The sequence below is a fragment of the Paenarthrobacter ilicis genome (genome assembly GCF_016907545.1).
Lineage (GTDB): Bacteria > Actinomycetota > Actinomycetes > Actinomycetales > Micrococcaceae > Arthrobacter > Arthrobacter ilicis.
In genome coordinates this window covers 2,484,479-2,499,879 of sequence record NZ_JAFBCD010000001.1, presented here as the reverse complement: position 1 = coordinate 2,499,879, position 15,401 = coordinate 2,484,479, and the positions used below count along the sequence as shown (strand labels likewise).

Annotated in this window: 16 protein-coding genes; 14 read left to right on the top strand and 2 right to left on the bottom strand. The window is 60.3% G+C overall.

The genetic code is table 11. From position 1 onward, the window contains the following. Nucleotides 1-85: 85 nt before the first annotated feature. The 14 genes from JOE60_RS11430 (at nt 86) to JOE60_RS11365 (ending at nt 13,498) form a co-directional block, all read left to right on the top strand. On the top strand, nt 86-1,201 hold the full coding sequence (locus tag JOE60_RS11430) for an MraY family glycosyltransferase (protein WP_167262996.1): 1,116 nt from the start codon (nt 86-88) through the stop codon (nt 1,199-1,201). A 117-nt stretch (nt 1,202-1,318) separates the two neighbouring features. Continuing rightward, the gene (locus JOE60_RS11425) at nt 1,319-1,810 is read left to right on the top strand and encodes a Cg1360 family ATP-synthase-associated protein (RefSeq protein ID WP_167262994.1); all 492 of its coding nucleotides are present in this window, start codon (nt 1,319-1,321) and stop codon (nt 1,808-1,810) included. Continuing rightward, nucleotides 1,797-2,132 (top strand): hypothetical protein, encoded by a 336-nt coding sequence (locus tag JOE60_RS11420; protein ID WP_167262992.1) that lies wholly within the window; start codon nt 1,797-1,799, stop codon nt 2,130-2,132. The genes JOE60_RS11425 and JOE60_RS11420 overlap by 14 nt, the downstream gene beginning before the upstream one ends. Before the next feature lie 81 nt (nt 2,133-2,213). Continuing rightward, nucleotides 2,214-3,014 carry a F0F1 ATP synthase subunit A gene (atpB, locus tag JOE60_RS11415; protein WP_167262990.1) on the top strand — a complete coding sequence of 267 codons (801 nt, stop codon included), beginning with the start codon at nt 2,214-2,216 and terminating at the stop codon, nt 3,012-3,014. A 79-nt stretch (nt 3,015-3,093) separates the two neighbouring features. Then, nucleotides 3,094-3,312, top strand: a complete 219-nt coding sequence (atpE, locus tag JOE60_RS11410) for an ATP synthase F0 subunit C (protein ID WP_011775261.1) — start codon at nt 3,094-3,096, stop codon at nt 3,310-3,312. Between the two features lie 50 nt (nt 3,313-3,362). Then, a complete protein-coding gene (locus tag JOE60_RS11405) occupies nt 3,363-3,920 on the top strand; it encodes a F0F1 ATP synthase subunit B (protein WP_167262988.1) in 558 nt (185 codons plus the stop codon). Beyond that, nucleotides 3,920-4,747 (top strand): F0F1 ATP synthase subunit delta, encoded by an 828-nt coding sequence (locus JOE60_RS11400; protein ID WP_167262986.1) that lies wholly within the window; start codon nt 3,920-3,922, stop codon nt 4,745-4,747. Before JOE60_RS11405 ends, JOE60_RS11400 begins: the two co-directional genes overlap by 1 nt. 85 nt (nt 4,748-4,832) lie before the next feature. Then, nucleotides 4,833-6,470: a F0F1 ATP synthase subunit alpha gene (atpA, locus tag JOE60_RS11395; RefSeq protein ID WP_167264150.1), complete on the top strand. Its 1,638-nt coding sequence runs from the start codon at nt 4,833-4,835 to the stop codon at nt 6,468-6,470. Nucleotides 6,471-6,545: 75 nt separating this feature from the next. Next, on the top strand, nt 6,546-7,436 hold the full coding sequence (locus JOE60_RS11390) for a F0F1 ATP synthase subunit gamma (RefSeq protein WP_167262984.1): 891 nt from the start codon (nt 6,546-6,548) through the stop codon (nt 7,434-7,436). 83 nt (nt 7,437-7,519) lie between these two features. Continuing rightward, nucleotides 7,520-8,971 (top strand): F0F1 ATP synthase subunit beta, encoded by a 1,452-nt coding sequence (gene atpD, locus JOE60_RS11385; RefSeq protein WP_167262982.1) that lies wholly within the window; start codon nt 7,520-7,522, stop codon nt 8,969-8,971. A gap of 1 nt (nt 8,972) precedes the next feature. Further along, nucleotides 8,973-9,257 carry a F0F1 ATP synthase subunit epsilon gene (locus JOE60_RS11380; protein WP_167262980.1) on the top strand — a complete coding sequence of 95 codons (285 nt, stop codon included), beginning with the start codon at nt 8,973-8,975 and terminating at the stop codon, nt 9,255-9,257. Nucleotides 9,258-9,267: 10 nt separating this feature from the next. Continuing rightward, nucleotides 9,268-9,699: a DUF2550 domain-containing protein gene (locus tag JOE60_RS11375; RefSeq protein WP_167262978.1), complete on the top strand. Its 432-nt coding sequence runs from the start codon at nt 9,268-9,270 to the stop codon at nt 9,697-9,699. A 5-nt stretch (nt 9,700-9,704) separates the two neighbouring features. Further along, nucleotides 9,705-11,003, top strand: coding sequence for an alpha/beta hydrolase (locus tag JOE60_RS11370; RefSeq protein ID WP_167262976.1), 1,299 nt, complete (start codon nt 9,705-9,707; stop codon nt 11,001-11,003). Next, complete coding sequence (locus JOE60_RS11365; RefSeq protein WP_167262974.1) at nt 10,985-13,498, top strand: phosphatidylglycerol lysyltransferase domain-containing protein; 2,514 nt, start codon at nt 10,985-10,987, stop codon at nt 13,496-13,498. The genes JOE60_RS11370 and JOE60_RS11365 overlap by 19 nt, the downstream gene beginning before the upstream one ends. A gap of 156 nt (nt 13,499-13,654) precedes the next feature. Here the strand turns inward: JOE60_RS11365 and JOE60_RS11360 are convergent, their stop codons facing one another. After that, a complete protein-coding gene (locus tag JOE60_RS11360; protein ID WP_003804766.1) occupies nt 13,655-13,858 on the bottom strand; it encodes a cold-shock protein in 204 nt (67 codons plus the stop codon). Between the two features lie 273 nt (nt 13,859-14,131). After that, nucleotides 14,132-15,382: an N-acetylglucosamine-6-phosphate deacetylase gene (locus tag JOE60_RS11355; protein WP_167262972.1), complete on the bottom strand. Its 1,251-nt coding sequence runs from the start codon at nt 15,380-15,382 to the stop codon at nt 14,132-14,134. Nucleotides 15,383-15,401: the final 19 nt, after the last annotated feature.

Genomic DNA, 15,401 nt, shown 5'->3' with positions numbered 1-15,401 from the left:
TTCCGGGCAGCAAGGCGCGGAACCGGATGCCTTCGCTGGCCGGCTTCTCCGGTTCGCTGTGTGTGCTGCCCCCGGGAGCGGCCGCATGATCATGTACCTGTTGATGGCACTGACTGCTGCCTTGGTTTCCTACGGCGCCACCTGGGGCGCCAGGGTGGCGGGAAAAAAACTCCGTCTCTACCGACCTATCCGCAGCCGGGACATGCATTCGGTCCTGATTTCCAAGCTCGGTGGCCTGGGCATATTCGCCGGTGTTTTTGTGGCCCTGGTTGTTGCGGCCAATTCCTTCTTCGTCAAGGACATCTTCAGGCATAACGACGCACCATGGGGGATCCTCGCAGGTGCGGTGGTGATCGTTGCCGTCGGCGTCGCGGACGACATCCTGGACATCCGCTGGTGGATCAAGCTGCTGGGCCAAGGTGCGGCCGCCCTGATTGTCGCCATCTGGGGCGTGCGGATGTCCGTGGTTCCCTTCATCCCCGAGCCGATCTTCCTCCAGTCCGAGGCAGTCCAGATCATCCTCACGGCAGGGCTCATCGTCACCACCATGAACGCCGTCAATTTCATCGACGGCCTGGACGGTCTTGCTGCGGGTGTGGCCACCATTGGCGGCGGAGCCTTCTTCCTGACGGCTTATTGGGTGCACCGCAACAATCCCTCCACCGACAACTCGGACCTGGCGACACTTTTGATGGCCATCCTGGTGGGCAGTTGCATCGGATTCCTTCCCCACAACTGGTTTCCGGCCAAGATCTTCATGGGTGACTCCGGCGCCATGCTGATCGGCCTTCTGATGGCCTCCGCCGGTGTGGTGGCCACTGGACAAATCGGTTCCGGTCTTTATGACCGGGCCAACGGCATCCCCACAGTGGTGCCTATCCTGCTTCCGTTTGCGGTTCTGTCACTTCCCCTGCTGGACCTTGGAATGGCGGTCATCAGGAGGACAGCGAGGGGGCAATCTCCATGGTCGGCTGATCGTGGGCACCTCCACCACAAGTTGGTGGACCTGGGGTACTCGCACCGCTCCGCCGTCGTAATGCTGTACGTGTGGACCTGCATCCTTGCCTTCGGCGGCGTGGCTTTCGCCGTCTTCCCGTGGCAGATCGTGCTCATTGTGGTGATTGTGGCTGCCCTGGTCATGGCAGCTGTGACGGCGTGGCCTTACTTCACGCGGAACTCGGGCAAGCCAGGGGAACGTTAGCCCGCGACGGGTTATCGCCCCAGTTCTATCTCATGTAGAATTCTTACTGCGGACAGTCACTCGCCCGTAACCCCACTTTGAGAATTTGGCACCTGTGCCACGAGGATTGGTATCCCCATGACATCCAACGCCGATTCCGGACATCCGTCCGGTCGACGAGGCTTTGGCATGTCCGGTGGTCAATCGTCCTTGTGGCTTCGCCTCTTGGCGCTCAGCGCGGTTTCCGCGGTGGCAGCTACTGCGGTCACCTGCGTTATCGCAGCTTTGATGAACGGTGGCCAGGGAGCGCTTTCAGCAGCTTTCGGCGCCTCCCTTGTGATGCTCTTCTTCGCCATCAGTCTTCTGATCGGCCACTTTGTAGGCCGCAACAACCCCTCCGGCGCGGTCGGACTCTTTGTTGCGACATATTTCATCAAGGTAGTCGGATTCGCGGTGGTGCTGTTTGTTCTCGGTGCCCCGGACTGGCTCCACGCCCGGTGGTTCCTCATCGGTGCGGTGGTGGCCGTGGTGTTCTGGCAGGCAGCCGAGATTTATGGTTTCAGCAAGGCGCGCCTGCAGATCTACAACGACCCCGCGCCAAAGGAGGGTGGTCCCGATGTCTCCGCGTAAGCGTTACTCGAAGCCCGCGCTCCCTTCCCGGCAACCTGCCGCACGTGATGTATCAGCGGAAGCAGCAAGCGACGGCGGCTACAACGCCGGCATCGCGGTCTTCAGCTACATCATTGGCGGGATCATTGTCTGGAGTTTGATAGGCTGGGGTCTGGATAATCTGTGGGGGACCCGCTGGATTGTGCTCCTTGGCGCTCTGCTGGGAGCCGCAGGAGGGTTCTATCTTTCCCATATGCACGGCCTCACCAGGCAAAGCACTTCCCCTGGCGAGAGCAACGCAGACAGCGGTCCGTCCACGGACGGGGACAGTAATGCCAAATAATTTCACATGGATTGTGGATGCGTTCAACGCCTCCGGACTCCAACCAATGCCCAATGATGGACACAGCAGAGAGGAAACGCGTTGATCGCGCTTGCGCTCCCCGCCCAGGATTCGGGGTCTTTCACCCCACCCGGAATCGACGAAATGCACCTGCCGGCAATCCTGCCTTGGGGTGCGGCCGATGGCTTCTCCAAGCAGATGCTGCTGGTGATCCTTTCCGTCGTCATTATCGCTACATTCTTCATCCTCGCTGCACGTAAGCAGCAGCTGGTTCCCGGCAAGCTGCAGTTCGCAGGCGAGATGGCCTATGGCTTCGTCCGCAACAGCATCGCCAAGGACATCATCGGCGGCAAGGACTTCATCAAGTACGTCCCGCTGCTGTTCAGCCTCTTCTTCTTCATCCTCGTGAACAACATCTACGGTGCCATCCCGGTTATCCAGCTGCCGAGCTTCTCGCACGTCGGCGGCGCTTATGTCATGGCCGGCATCGTGTACTTCACCTGGATTGCCATCGGTATCAAGAAGAACGGCCTGAAGTACTTCAAGCTGGCCACCGTTCCGTCGGGCGTGCCGTGGTACATCCTGCCGATCGTTGTTCCGATCGAAATCATCTCGAACTTCCTGGTCCGTCCGGTCACGCACAGCCTCCGTCTGTTCGCGACCATGCTGGCCGGTCACTTGATCGTCATGCTTGCCGGCTCCGGCATCGAGTTCCTGGTCATGCAGGAGAACGTCCTGCTCAAGGGCGCATCCGTCCTGGTGCTGGTCGGTGCAGTTGCCATGTACATGCTCGAGGCACTGATCATGGCCCTGCAGGCCTACGTGTTCACACTGTTGACCGCGATCTACATCGAAGGCGCCCTGCACGCCGACAGCCACTAGGCTCCCAACACTTCCCCTCGCGGGGATGAAGCAACCCAAACAACCTGCCGCACGGGCGGCATCTTGAAAGGAAGAAAAAATGGAAGGCACCATCAACGGCTCCCTCAACCTCATCGGCTACGGTCTTTCGGCCATCGGCGGTGGTATCGGTGTGGGTCTCGTGTTCGCCGCTTACATCAACGGTGTTGCACGTCAGCCGGAAGCTCAGCGCGTGCTGCAGCCGATCGCATTCCTCGGCCTTGCACTGACTGAAGCTCTTGCCATCCTCGGCCTCGTCTTCGCTTTCGTTCTTTCCTAGTCCTAAGAACCAAGCGAATTCAAAGCACGAGTAGATAGGACGGGTGAAATATGAATCAGCTGATCATCTCAGCCGCCACTGAAGGCGGCGAGAAATCGAACCCGCTTGTTCCCAATGTTTGGGAAATGGGCGTAGTCCTCGTCGGCTTTGCAGTCCTCATGTACATCGTGGTCAAGTTTGTTGTCCCGATGTTCGAGAAGACCTTTGCAGAGCGCGCCGAAGCAATCGAAGGTGGCATTGCAAAGGCCGAGGCGGCCCAGGCAGAAGCTTCTGCAGCTCTTGAAGAGTACAAGCAGCAGCTCACCGACGCCCGCACCGAAGCCAACCGCATCCGCGAAGAAGCACGCGCCGAAGGCGCCCAGATCCTCGCGGACCTGAAGGCCAAGGCTGCTGCAGAGTCGGCCCGCATCACTGAGCAGGCACACGCTGCCATCGAATCGGAGCGCCAGGCAGCTGTTGTCTCGCTCCGCTCCGAGGTCGGCACCCTGGCAACAACGCTTGCCGGCCGCATCGTTGGTGAAGCACTCACCGACGACCAGCGCGCTGCACGCGTTGTAGACCGCTTCCTGGCAGATCTGGAGACCCAGAGCGCAGGTGCAGCTAAGTAATGGCAGGTATATCGAGCGAATCGCTGACCACAGCGCTGGCGCAGCTGGAAGCCAAGCTTCCCTTCGCCTCGCTGCAGTTGGCTAAGGACCTCTTCGGAATCCTGGGAACGGTGGACAGCTCGGCTGGCTTGCGCCGCGCCCTGACTGACCCGTCCCGTTCCGGAGACGAGAAGTCGGCGCTGGTCAAGCAGCTGGTTGGCGGGAAAGTCTCCGCTGATGCTGCTGAGATTGCAGGCGGATTGGCCGGTTCACGCTGGGCATCGGCACGCGATATCGGCGATGCACTCGAGACCCTTGCCGCCACGGTGGTCATTGCCGTAGCTGAAAACAAGTCGGCCGTTTCTGCCTCCGGTATCACGGGGCTGGAAGAGCTGGAAAACGATCTGTTTGCCTTCAACCAGATCGTCGCCTCCAGCCACGAAGTACAACGTGCTCTGTCTGAGCCGCAGGCATCACCTGCAGCGAAGATTGCACTGGCTGAGAAGCTTGTTCCTGGCAGCAGCGAGGAAGCCAAGGTTCTCATCAACCAGGCAGTAACGCAGCCGCGGGGCGTCAAGCCCAGCAAGCTCGTTGAGTCGTTTGCCGGGCTTGCAGCCAAGCGTCAGCAGCGCTGGATTGCAACTGTCAGCGTTACCCGTCCGTTGACGGAAACGCAGGCCAGCCGTCTGCAGACCGGGCTGAATGCCCTGTACGGCCGCGAACTGAAGGTCAACATCAATGTTGACCCTGCACTGATCGGTGGAATCCGTGTTCAGGTTGGTGACGAAGTGCTTGACGCTTCAGTGATCTCCCGCCTGACCGAACTCCGTCGCCAGCTCGCTGGCTAGCGAAGACTTAGCACAACTTAACTGATATAAAACCCGGTCATCGTGAGCAACGATGATCACGAAAACAGGAGAGCAGGGACTGCAGATGGCCGATTTGACCATCAACGCCGACGACGTCCGTAATGCGTTGAACGAGTTCGCGGCGTCCTACGAACCCGGAAACGCAGAGCGCGTAGAGGTTGGTCGTGTGACCACCGCAAGTGACGGCATCGCCCGTGTTGAGGGTCTTCCCTCGGTCATGGCGAACGAGCTGCTTCGCTTCGAAGATGGCACGCTGGGCCTGGCCCAGAACCTTGACGTCCGCGAGATCGGTGTCATTATCCTCGGTGACTTCACCGGTATTGAAGAGGGCCAGGAAGTTCACCGTACCGGTGAGATCCTGTCCGTCCCGGTGGGCGATGCCTTCCTGGGACGCGTAGTCGACCCCTTGGGCCAGCCCATCGACGACCTCGGCGAGATCAAGGCCGAGGCTACCCGCGCTCTGGAACTCCAGGCTCCTGGCGTTACCGAGCGCAAGTCCGTTCACGAACCGATGCAGACCGGCCTCAAGGCAATTGACGCCATGATCCCGATCGGCCGTGGCCAGCGTCAGCTGATCATTGGTGACCGTCAGACCGGCAAGACGGCAATCGCCGTCGACACCATCATCAACCAGAAGGCCAACTGGGCTTCCGGAGATGTCTCCAAGCAGGTTCGCTGCGTCTACGTTGGTGTCGGCCAGAAGGCTTCCACCATCGCAGCAGTCCGCCAGACCCTGGAAGACCACGGCGCGCTGGAGTACACCACCATCGTGGCGTCCCCGGCTTCCGACCCGGCCGGCTTCAAGTACTTGGCACCCTATGCTGGTTCGGCAATCGGCCAGCACTGGATGTACGGCGGCAAGCACGTTCTGGTGATCTTCGATGACCTGTCCAAGCAGGCTGAAGCTTACCGCGCCGTCTCACTCCTGCTCCGTCGTCCGCCGGGACGCGAAGCCTACCCGGGCGACGTCTTCTACTTGCACTCCCGTCTGCTGGAGCGTTGTGCAAAGCTCTCCGACGAGCTCGGTGCAGGCTCGATGACCGGTCTTCCGATCGTTGAGACCAAGGCGAACGACGTTTCTGCCTACATCCCCACCAACGTGATCTCCATTACCGATGGCCAGATCTTCCTTCAGTCGGATCTCTTCAACGCCAACCAGCGTCCCGCTGTTGACGTGGGCGTGTCCGTCTCCCGCGTGGGTGGTGCAGCACAGGTCAAGTCCATGAAGAAGGTCTCCGGTACCTTGAAGCTGGACCTGGCTCAGTACCGCGACATGCAGGCATTCGCCATGTTTGCCTCGGACCTCGATGCCGCTTCCCGTCAGCAGCTGACCCGTGGTGCGCGTTTGATGGAACTGCTCAAGCAGGGCCAGTACTCACCGTTCCCGGTTGAAGACCAGGTTGTCTCCATCTGGGCCGGCACCAACGGCTACTTGGACGATGTTCCGGTTGAAGACATCGGTCGCTTCGAGTCTGAGTTCCTGGAGCACCTCAAGCACCAGTCCTCCATCCTGACCACGCTGGCACAGACCAACGTCCTGGATGACGACACCGCTGCTGCGCTGAAGGAAGCTGTTGTTTCCTTCAAGAAGGGCTTCTTCGGCCAGGGCGACAACCACTTGGTTGGCGCCGGACACGAAGAGCACTCAGCGATTGCAGGCGGCGACGTCGACCAGGAAAAGATCGTCAAGCAGAAGCGCTAGTTCCGAAGTCTTGCCCTGCAGGGGTCCTAAGGGCCCCTGCAGGGCAGCACATCGGGAACATAGGAAAGGATAAGTATGGGAGCCCAGATTCGGGTCTACCGTCAGAAGATCACTTCGACGACGTCGATGCGCAAGATCTTCAAGGCGATGGAACTGATCGCTACCTCGCGCATCGGTAAGGCCCGCGCACGCGTAGCAGCTTCACTGCCTTACGCGAATGCGATTACCCGCGCCGTTTCTGCTGTCGCAACTCAGAGCGAAATCGACCACCCGCTGACCACCGAACCGGAGCAGATCCGTCGGGCCGCTGTGCTGATCATTACGTCAGACCGCGGCCTCGCAGGATCCTACTCGGCGAGTGTGCTCAAGCAGGCTGAGGGTCTTTTCGAGCTCCTTCAGTCAGAAGGCAAGGAAGTCAAGGCGTACTTGGTTGGCCGCAAGGCGCAGGCGTACTTCGATTTCCGCAACCGGCCCTACACGCGAGTGTGGACCGGTGGCACGGATGCACCGGAGTTCGGTACGGCCAAAGAGGTCGGAGCTGCACTTCTTGAAGACTTCTCCACGGACTACGAAGACGACGGCGTGGACGAAATCCACGTTGTCTACACACGCTTCAAGTCGATGGTGACGCAGGAGCCGACGGTTATCCGTCTGCTTCCGCTGGAGGTCGTTGAAGAAGAAGCAGCAACCGACACCGAGCTGTTGCCGTTGTACGAATTCGAACCGGAAACGGAGCGGGTGCTTGATGCACTGCTTCCGCGTTACATCGAATCCAGGATCTTCGCAGCCATGCTGCAGGCAGCAGCTTCCGAGCTCGCAGCCCGCCAGCGGGCCATGAAGTCCGCGGGCGACAACGCTACGGATCTGATCAAGAAGTACACGCGCCTTCGCAACACGGCCCGCCAGGCCGAAATTACGCAGGAGCTTTCCGAGATTGTGGCCGGTGCAGACGCTCTCGCGTCCTGACCATCACTGCTTCGGTTGTAAAGCTGTACCTGCAATAACAGATAAACTTAGATCCACGCCATCTACTGAGTGAAGTGAGAGAGATGACTGCCACTGCTACCGAACACGTAGCAACGGCCGGTGCCACCGGCCGCATTGCCCGTGTTATTGGTCCGGTTGTCGACGTCGAATTCCCGGCTGACGCAATCCCCTCGATTTACAACGCTCTGTCCACTGAGATCACCCTCAATGGCCAGACCAAGACCATCACGTTCGAGACCTCCCAGCACCTGGGCGACAACCTCGTTCGCGCTATCTCCCTGCAGGCCACCGACGGCCTGGTCCGCGGCACCACCGTGCAGGACTCCGGCGCTCCGATCTCCGTGCCTGTTGGCGACGGCGTCAAGGGCCACATCTTCAACGTTTTGGGCAAGCCCCTTGATGTTGAAGAGTCCGAGATCAAGGCTGACGCCTACTGGCCGATCCACCGCAAGGCTCCGAGCTTCGCTTCGCTTGAAGGTTCCACGGAGATGCTGGAAACCGGCATCAAGGTCATCGACCTTCTCACCCCGTACATCAAGGGTGGAAAGATTGGCCTCTTCGGTGGCGCCGGCGTCGGCAAGACCGTTCTGATCCAGGAAATGATCACCCGTGTTGCCCGCAACTTCGGTGGTACTTCTGTATTCGCCGGTGTTGGCGAGCGTACCCGTGAAGGTAATGACCTCTGGGTTGAAATGGAAGAAGCTGGTGTTCTCAAGGACACCGCGCTTGTCTTCGGCCAGATGGATGAGCCGCCGGGAACGCGCCTGCGCGTCGCCCTGTCTGCACTGACCATGGCTGAGTACTTCCGTGATGTTCAGAACCAGGACGTGTTGCTCTTCATCGACAACATCTTCCGCTTCACGCAGGCAGGTTCCGAGGTTTCCACACTGCTCGGACGTATGCCGTCCGCAGTGGGTTACCAGCCGAACCTTGCCGACGAGATGGGTCTCCTCCAGGAGCGCATCACATCCACCAAGGGTCACTCCATCACGTCGATGCAGGCCATCTACGTCCCGGCTGATGACTACACCGACCCGGCTCCGGCAACGACCTTCGCACACCTCGACGCGACCACGGAACTTTCCCGTGAAATCGCCTCCCGTGGTCTGTACCCGGCCGTTGACCCGCTGACGTCGACCTCCCGTATCCTGGATCCCCAGTACATCGGCAAGGACCACTACAACACGGCTGTCCGTGTTAAGCAGATCCTGCAGAAGAACAAGGAACTCCAGGACATCATCGCCATCCTCGGTGTTGACGAACTCTCCGAAGAGGACAAGATCGTCGTGTCGCGTGCACGTCGTATCCAGCAGTTCCTCTCGCAGAACACCTACACCGCCAAGCAGTTCACCGGCGTCGAAGGTTCCACCGTCTCCATCAAGGACACCGTAGAGGGCTTCACGGCCATCTGCGACGGCGAGCTGGACCACATTGCAGAGCAGGCGTTCTTCAACGTCGGCGGCCTGGATGACGTTGAGCGTAACTGGGCCAAGATCCAGGAACAGACCAAGTAATATGGCTGAGCTCGAGGTTGAGATTGTCGCGGCGGACCACTTCGTGTGGTCCGGTGCGGCCACCATGGTGAAGGCCCGCACCAGCGATGGTGAAATCGGAATCCTGCCGGGCCACTCGCCCCTTTTGGCCATTCTGGCTGAGGGCGAGCTGGCAATCCAGCCGGTTTCCGGGGACCGTATTGCGGTAGTGGTCGACGGAGGATTCTTCTCCGTGGACAACGATCGTGTGGTCATTGTTGCTGACAACGCCAAATTGGGCGAAGCGGCTACAGCGGGGATCCGATAGCTAGACCTTGATGGACGATTCCCTTATTCCGTTCATCGCCTTGGCAACAGCGTTTACGTTGCTCATCATTACACTGTGCCTTTTCGGGGTGCGCCGCTTCAATCTGCGGCGTGCCCTGGGCACAATTGACGCCTCCATTTGCATGGCTGGAAACAGCTGGCAAATGGGGGTTTGTCGTTATCAGGACAACGAGCTTGAGTGGTTCCGTTTGATGTCACTCAGCGTTGTGCCGAAACATAAATTCACCCGCAGCTCCTTGGAGCTTCTGGGACGCAGGCATCCCACGGAAGATGAACTCGTGAGGGTGCAGCCCGGAGTGGTGATTGTGGAGCTGCAATACGAGGGGTCCACCTTCATGCTGGCCATGAACTTCGATTCCTACGCCGGGCTTTCGTCATGGCTTGAAGCCGGCCCGGTCATCGGCGTAGGAACCTGGCGTTAGGCGCCATGGATTTTCTGTCGGACGTCAGCCTGGTGGACGGCCCGGTCATGTGGGCCAGTATTGCCCTGGGATCGGCGGGTGCCGCGTACCTTTTGTGGAAGCGTCGCCGTACCTGGGCTGTAGTCGTAGTTGCCTGCCTTGTGGCGTCCGCCGGTCTGGTGGCTTTGGTCCACTGGATCCTCATTGACCTTGCAGCCACTTTCTCGGAGAACCTGCCGTTCGAAACACTGATGTGGTCCGGCGTTGCCGTGGCGTCGCTCCTGATCTGCATCATGCGGATGAGGCGGAGTTCATGGGCCGGCCGGATACTCAGCGTCTTGTCCATGCTCTTGGTGGTGGTCCTGTGCCTGGTGCAGGTGAACCTGTACTTTGGCCTGAACAAGTCCGTGGCTGACCTTCTTGGCACGTCCGTAGCCCGCATCCCAGTGCTTGAGCCGGCTTTGACCCGTGCCCAAAGTCCCCAGTCATCGCCCTCCCTCTCCGGCTGGAAGGCCCCTGATTCCATGCCCGGGGGCGGTATCCTCCGGAAATCAAACATCCCGGGCACGGCCTCGGGGTTTGCGGCCCGTGACGCCTATATCTACTTACCCCCGGCGTACCAAACCACTCCGAGGCCGGAGTTGCCCGTGCTGGTTCTCTTCGCAGGGCAGCCCGGTGGTCCCACTGATTGGCTCTCCGGTGGTCAGCTCCGGTCGGTCATGGACCGGTTCGCTTCGGAGCACCAAGGGTTGGCCCCTGTCACCGTGATCGTGGACCCCAACGGCTCGGCGAATGCCAACACCATGTGCATGGACAGCCGGATAGCCCAAGTGGACACCTATCTGTCGCAGGACGTCCCGGCATGGATTTCGCAGACGTTGTCAGTCAACCGGGATCATAAGCAGTGGGCTGTGGGCGGGTTCTCCTTCGGCGGTACATGTGCCCTGCAGATGGGTACCCTGCATCCGGATCTTTTCCCGTCCATCCTGCCCTTCGCCGCGGAACGCGAGCCGGCATTGGCCAAGGACCGGAACAAGACCATAGCCGACTCGTTCGACGGCGACGTGGAGGCCTTTGAGTCAAAAACTCCGTTGGTGTTGATGCAGCAGCGGAACTATTCCGGCAGCGGTGTCTATTTGGTATCCGGCGAGGCTGACCATGAGTTCACCGGCTACATGAATGAGCTGGCGGCAGCGGCCAAAGCGGCTGGCTTCGAAACCCAGGAGCATCCCATCCCGGGGGCCGGCCATTCCTGGGAGGCCGTGATCCAGGGCATGCCCGGAGGCCTCGGATTCCTTGCCCAGCGGTGGGGATTGCCGTCGTGAGCCTGGCCATCCGTGGCGTCGTGGTGCCTGCGCTGAAGCAGGCCGGTCGTCATCTGCGTTCAACGCCCTTCACCTTGTCAGTTCTTGTGCTGTTCCTGGCATTGTCATTGTTCTCAGGCAGCTTCCTGGGCGGGCCCCCTGTTCACTGGCTGCCGGTAGCGGGCGTTTCCCTCCAGGGCGTGAAGTCGGGGGAGTGGTGGTCCATTTGGACTTCCCTGTTCTTCACCACCAATCCGCTTGCCTATGTCACTGCGCTTCTGATGATGTTGTTTCTGCTGGGACTTGCCGAACGGCACCTGGGTTCCTCCAGGACGGCCCTCGTGCTCCTGGGGACGCAATTTGGATGTGTGTCCGCTTTCTTTTTGGTCACCCAGGTTGCCCGCCACGTGGATGACGGGTGGCTCTCGCGCATGGCGGACCTCCGGCTGATCGGCCCTTACGGGGCAATCCTGGCTACGGCCCTGGCAGCCAGCGCTTCGTTGCCAACCCTGTGGCAGAGGCGTTTGCGGACCGTCACCCTGTCCATCTCGCTGCTGCTGGTTCTCTACGTGGGGCACGCGGAAACGGTGGTGGGACTGCTCGGTGCGCTCTTGGGTCTGGCGGTGGGGTGGTGGCTTCAAAGCAGCCAGGGGCATTTGCATCTGCACCGCTCCACAGGCCGCGAAGTGCGCAATCTTCTGTCCCTGACCATGGCGATCTTTGCTGCCGGTCCCATTGTCACCGCTGTGGCCAAGGGCCCGTCAGGTCCCTTGGCGTTGCTGCGCGACGTCATCCTCAATCCGCTGCCAACTTTGGGGCAGTTGGAGAACAACTGCGGAGGCACCATCGATGTTGCCTGCTTGGAAGTGGGCCGTCAGGCTTACACCGGGCCCTTCGGGTTGGCCTTGGCTGTGGTTCCCGTGGTCCTTTTGCTGATTTGCGCCGATGGCATGCGCCGTGGACGAAGGCTGGCTTTGTGGATCGCCGTTGCCGTCCAGCTGGTAGTGGTGACGTTGTCCACGATCTACCTTGCACTTTTTGCCGGTATGCCCAGGCCGCAGGGCAGGCCCCATGTGGGGATGTTGAACTCCGCAGTCATCCATCTTCTGCCTTTGGTGCTGGTGCCTTTGGTGCTGGCAATTTTGCTGCTCCTTTACCGGGGCCACTTCAGGGTTGAGTCTTCGGACCGGCTCCGACGCCGGGTCTTCTGGCTGGTTGGCGCTACCGGAGGCACGCTCGTGGTGTTGTACACCGTGGTGTGGGCGGCGTCGGGCGGCATGGATCGCGACGGCGGCCTGCTTGGCTTGGCGGCGGAACTCGCCCGCCAGTATTTGCCGGTTCCGTTGCCCGGCGTCTACCGAAAAGTCTTTGCCGATCGCGACGTTGTGGAGGTTTTCCTCTTTTCCTACTCGGGAACGGTTTTCTGGCTGGTTGCACTGGTGGGCGTCTGGATTCTGTTGATCCGCGGCCACCACGCAGGGGGCCTGGATCAGCAATCCCGCCAAAAAGCGCGGGAACTGGTCAAACGCGGGGGAGACTCCTTGTCCTGGATGGCGCTGTGGGAGCCAAATAAATACTGGTTCAACCACACAGCCAGCGGGGGAGTGGCTTACCAGCAGCACGGAAACGTGGCACTGACGCTTGCAGGCCCACTGGGGCCCAGGGAGCATCACATAGGGACGGCGGAGGCCTTCCTGGAGTTTTGTTCCCGCCAGGCGATGGTGCCCTGCCTCTACTCCTGCACCGATGAGTTATGGCCCATGCTGCAGACCAAAGGCTTCCGCAGGGTGGCTGTAGCCCAGGAAACACGGTTGAGGGTCCGTGATCTGGAGTTCCGCGGCAAGGAGTGGCAGAACGTCCGGACCGCGTTGAACAGGGCGGCGAAAAAGGGCATCACGGCACGATGGAGCACATATTCCGCGCTGCCGCAAGGAATCCGTGCGCAGGTCAGCGAAGTCTCGGAGGAGTGGGCGGCACAAAAAAAGATTCCGGAAATGGGCTTCACCCTGGGTGGTTTGGACGAACTCAATGATGACAATGTCCTGTGCTGCGTTGCCGTGGACGAGGACGGTTTTGTGTACGGAGTCACCAGTTGGCTTCCGGTCCATGAGGATGGCGCTGTTGTCAGCTGGACTTTGGACTTCATGCGACGCCGCGGTGACGAATTTCCCGGTGTCATGGAATTCCTCATTGCCTCCGCTGTCCTCCACCTCAGGGAAACGGTGGAAGTGATCTCTTTGTCGGGATCCCCGCTTGCCCGCGAAAAGGAGGAAATCGTTCAGGCAAAGGGCTTGGCTGGAATTCTGGATGTTGTTGGCCAAGCATTGGAACCGGTTTACGGATTCAGGTCGTTGGCTTCTTTCAAGTCCCGATTCCAGCCCGAGTACCGGACTTTGTACATGTATTACCAGGACCCGCTGCACCTTCCGGCAATGGGGCGCGCATTGAGTCGCGCCTATCTTCCGGGATTATCCGTCCGACAAACAGCACGGCTTCTCCGGACACTTGTTGGTTGAATTTTCAACTCCCTGACAAAGGTGGGCTGGCGGCATTCCTGCCGTGTTGCCGGCGGGGCATTTCCCGCCCGCTTCCTTAACAGCAGAAACCCCGGCCCAAAGGACCGGGGTTTCCGCTGCGCCCCATCAGGGATCGGGCGAAGGCAGGTGCTGAGGCTAGACGACGGTGACGCCGGTTGCCTGGGGACCCTTGGCGCCCTGACCGATTTCGAACTGAACGCGCTGGTTCTCGTCGAGGGTCTTGAAGCCGCCGGTCTGGATTTCGGAGTAGTGAACGAAGACGTCGCCATCCGAGTCATCCGGGGTAATGAAGCCGAAGCCCTTTTCAGCGTTGAACCACTTGACGGTTCCCTGTGCCATGTATTTCTCCTCATAATGGAAAAGCAATCCGATACACCTCGTATCGGCTTTGTTACTCCGCGAGAAGACCTTGGATTCCATTCTGGCCGGGGCCGCTTGGTTTCGCAGGAGCTTCACGCTCGCAACACGTCTTGCGAGCATGAAAACCACCTACACAAAGACTGCTACAACACTTTCATGAGCCCCGCCGCTGGTCAACGGTCTCTTGGGTAATCGAAGAAAATTTTCGGTAAAAAGAAGGTAACGCCATCCCGGATGAATTCCCGGGGGACTTTACCCGTGAAGCCATTGGCCATTGCGGAGTACGCCGGTGAGCTCGAGGTCCTGATCGGTGACGATGACATCTGCCCTCAGCCCGCGCCGCAATCCACCGATTTCGTCGGACAGTCCCAGGACGGCCGCGGGAACTGCTGTTGCGGAATGGACGGCATCGGTCAGGGATACGCCGGCGTCGACGGTTTTGCGAACCACGTCAAGCAAGGTGGCGGTACCACCCGCAATGGAGCCGGTGGCATCCAGTGTGGCCACCCCGTCCCGGACAGTGACAGGAGAAGGCCCGAGCATGTAGCTGCCATCGGACAAGCCGGCGGCGGCCATGGAGTCCGTGACCAGAAGGATGTTGGCAGCACCTACCAGCTGGAAAACGGTGGCTACGGTGCTGGGATCCAGGTGGGTTCCGTCTGCGATGAGTTCCACCACGGCTTTTCCTTCCTGGGCCATTCGCAGGCAGGCCGCCACGGGTCCTGGAGCACGGTGATGGAGCGGCGGCATCCCATTGAAAAGGTGCGTCACGGTGGGAAGCGAGCTGACGCCGTCGAACCCTGCAAGCTCCAGACCGTCGCGGGCTGCCGCGAGCGACATTGCCGCCGTCGCGTCGTCGCAGTCTGTATGTCCCAGCGAAGGCGTCACTCCGTGCGATGTCATCAGGTCAACCAGCGCACCGGCACCCGGCAGCTCAGGAGCGTAGGTCATGGTGGTCAACTTGCCGTCGGCGGCCCCGACCAGCTCCGCCATGAGGTCCAGGTCCGGCTCCAACAGATACGCGGGATTCTGCGCACCGCACCTCGCATGGGAGAGGAAGGGGCCCTCAAGGTGGATTCCGGCCACCAGGCCTTCATCGACAAGCTTCACGAACGTTTTGATGCCGCGGAGAAGATCTTCCCGGGGCGCGGTGACCATGCTGGCCAAGAATGTCGTGGTGCCGGAGCGGTGCAGGAAATCGGCCGCCTTGCGCGCCGAATCTTCGTCTCCTCCGGGGAAGTCCCCGCCATTGCCGCCGTGGCAGTGGACGTCAACGAGTCCCGGCAGAAGGAAACTGCCGCTCGGGACCCCCAAGCGCACGGCGCCACCGAATCCTTCATGGGCATCGGTATCAAAACCCTGTGCCGGACCTGCATAAGCGATCCGGTCGCCTTCCAGGGCCAGCAGGCCATCTTCCACCACCTGGCCATCGCTGACCAGCGTTCCCTTGATGATTTGGTGGCTTGGCGCTGAGGGTCCTGAATAACGATCTGCGGCAGTCATAAACACGAGTCTAGTGTCC

Coding starts and splice junctions, on each gene's coding strand:
- JOE60_RS11380 (WP_167262980.1), top strand. CDS start 8,973: ATGGCTGAGCTCGAGGTTGAGATTGTCGCGGCGGACCACTTCGTGTGG.
- JOE60_RS11370 (WP_167262976.1), top strand. CDS start 9,705: ATGGATTTTCTGTCGGACGTCAGCCTGGTGGACGGCCCGGTCATGTGG.
- JOE60_RS11425 (WP_167262994.1), top strand. CDS start 1,319: ATGACATCCAACGCCGATTCCGGACATCCGTCCGGTCGACGAGGCTTT.
- atpE (WP_011775261.1), top strand. CDS start 3,094: ATGGAAGGCACCATCAACGGCTCCCTCAACCTCATCGGCTACGGTCTT.
- JOE60_RS11355 (WP_167262972.1), bottom strand. CDS start 15,382: ATGACTGCCGCAGATCGTTATTCAGGACCCTCAGCGCCAAGCCACCAA.
- JOE60_RS11405 (WP_167262988.1), top strand. CDS start 3,363: ATGAATCAGCTGATCATCTCAGCCGCCACTGAAGGCGGCGAGAAATCG.
- atpA (WP_167264150.1), top strand. CDS start 4,833: ATGGCCGATTTGACCATCAACGCCGACGACGTCCGTAATGCGTTGAAC.
- JOE60_RS11360 (WP_003804766.1), bottom strand. CDS start 13,858: ATGGCACAGGGAACCGTCAAGTGGTTCAACGCTGAAAAGGGCTTCGGC.
- atpD (WP_167262982.1), top strand. CDS start 7,520: ATGACTGCCACTGCTACCGAACACGTAGCAACGGCCGGTGCCACCGGC.
- JOE60_RS11430 (WP_167262996.1), top strand. CDS start 86: ATGATCATGTACCTGTTGATGGCACTGACTGCTGCCTTGGTTTCCTAC.
- JOE60_RS11400 (WP_167262986.1), top strand. CDS start 3,920: ATGGCAGGTATATCGAGCGAATCGCTGACCACAGCGCTGGCGCAGCTG.
- JOE60_RS11390 (WP_167262984.1), top strand. CDS start 6,546: ATGGGAGCCCAGATTCGGGTCTACCGTCAGAAGATCACTTCGACGACG.
- JOE60_RS11420 (WP_167262992.1), top strand. CDS start 1,797: ATGTCTCCGCGTAAGCGTTACTCGAAGCCCGCGCTCCCTTCCCGGCAA.
- JOE60_RS11375 (WP_167262978.1), top strand. CDS start 9,268: ATGGACGATTCCCTTATTCCGTTCATCGCCTTGGCAACAGCGTTTACG.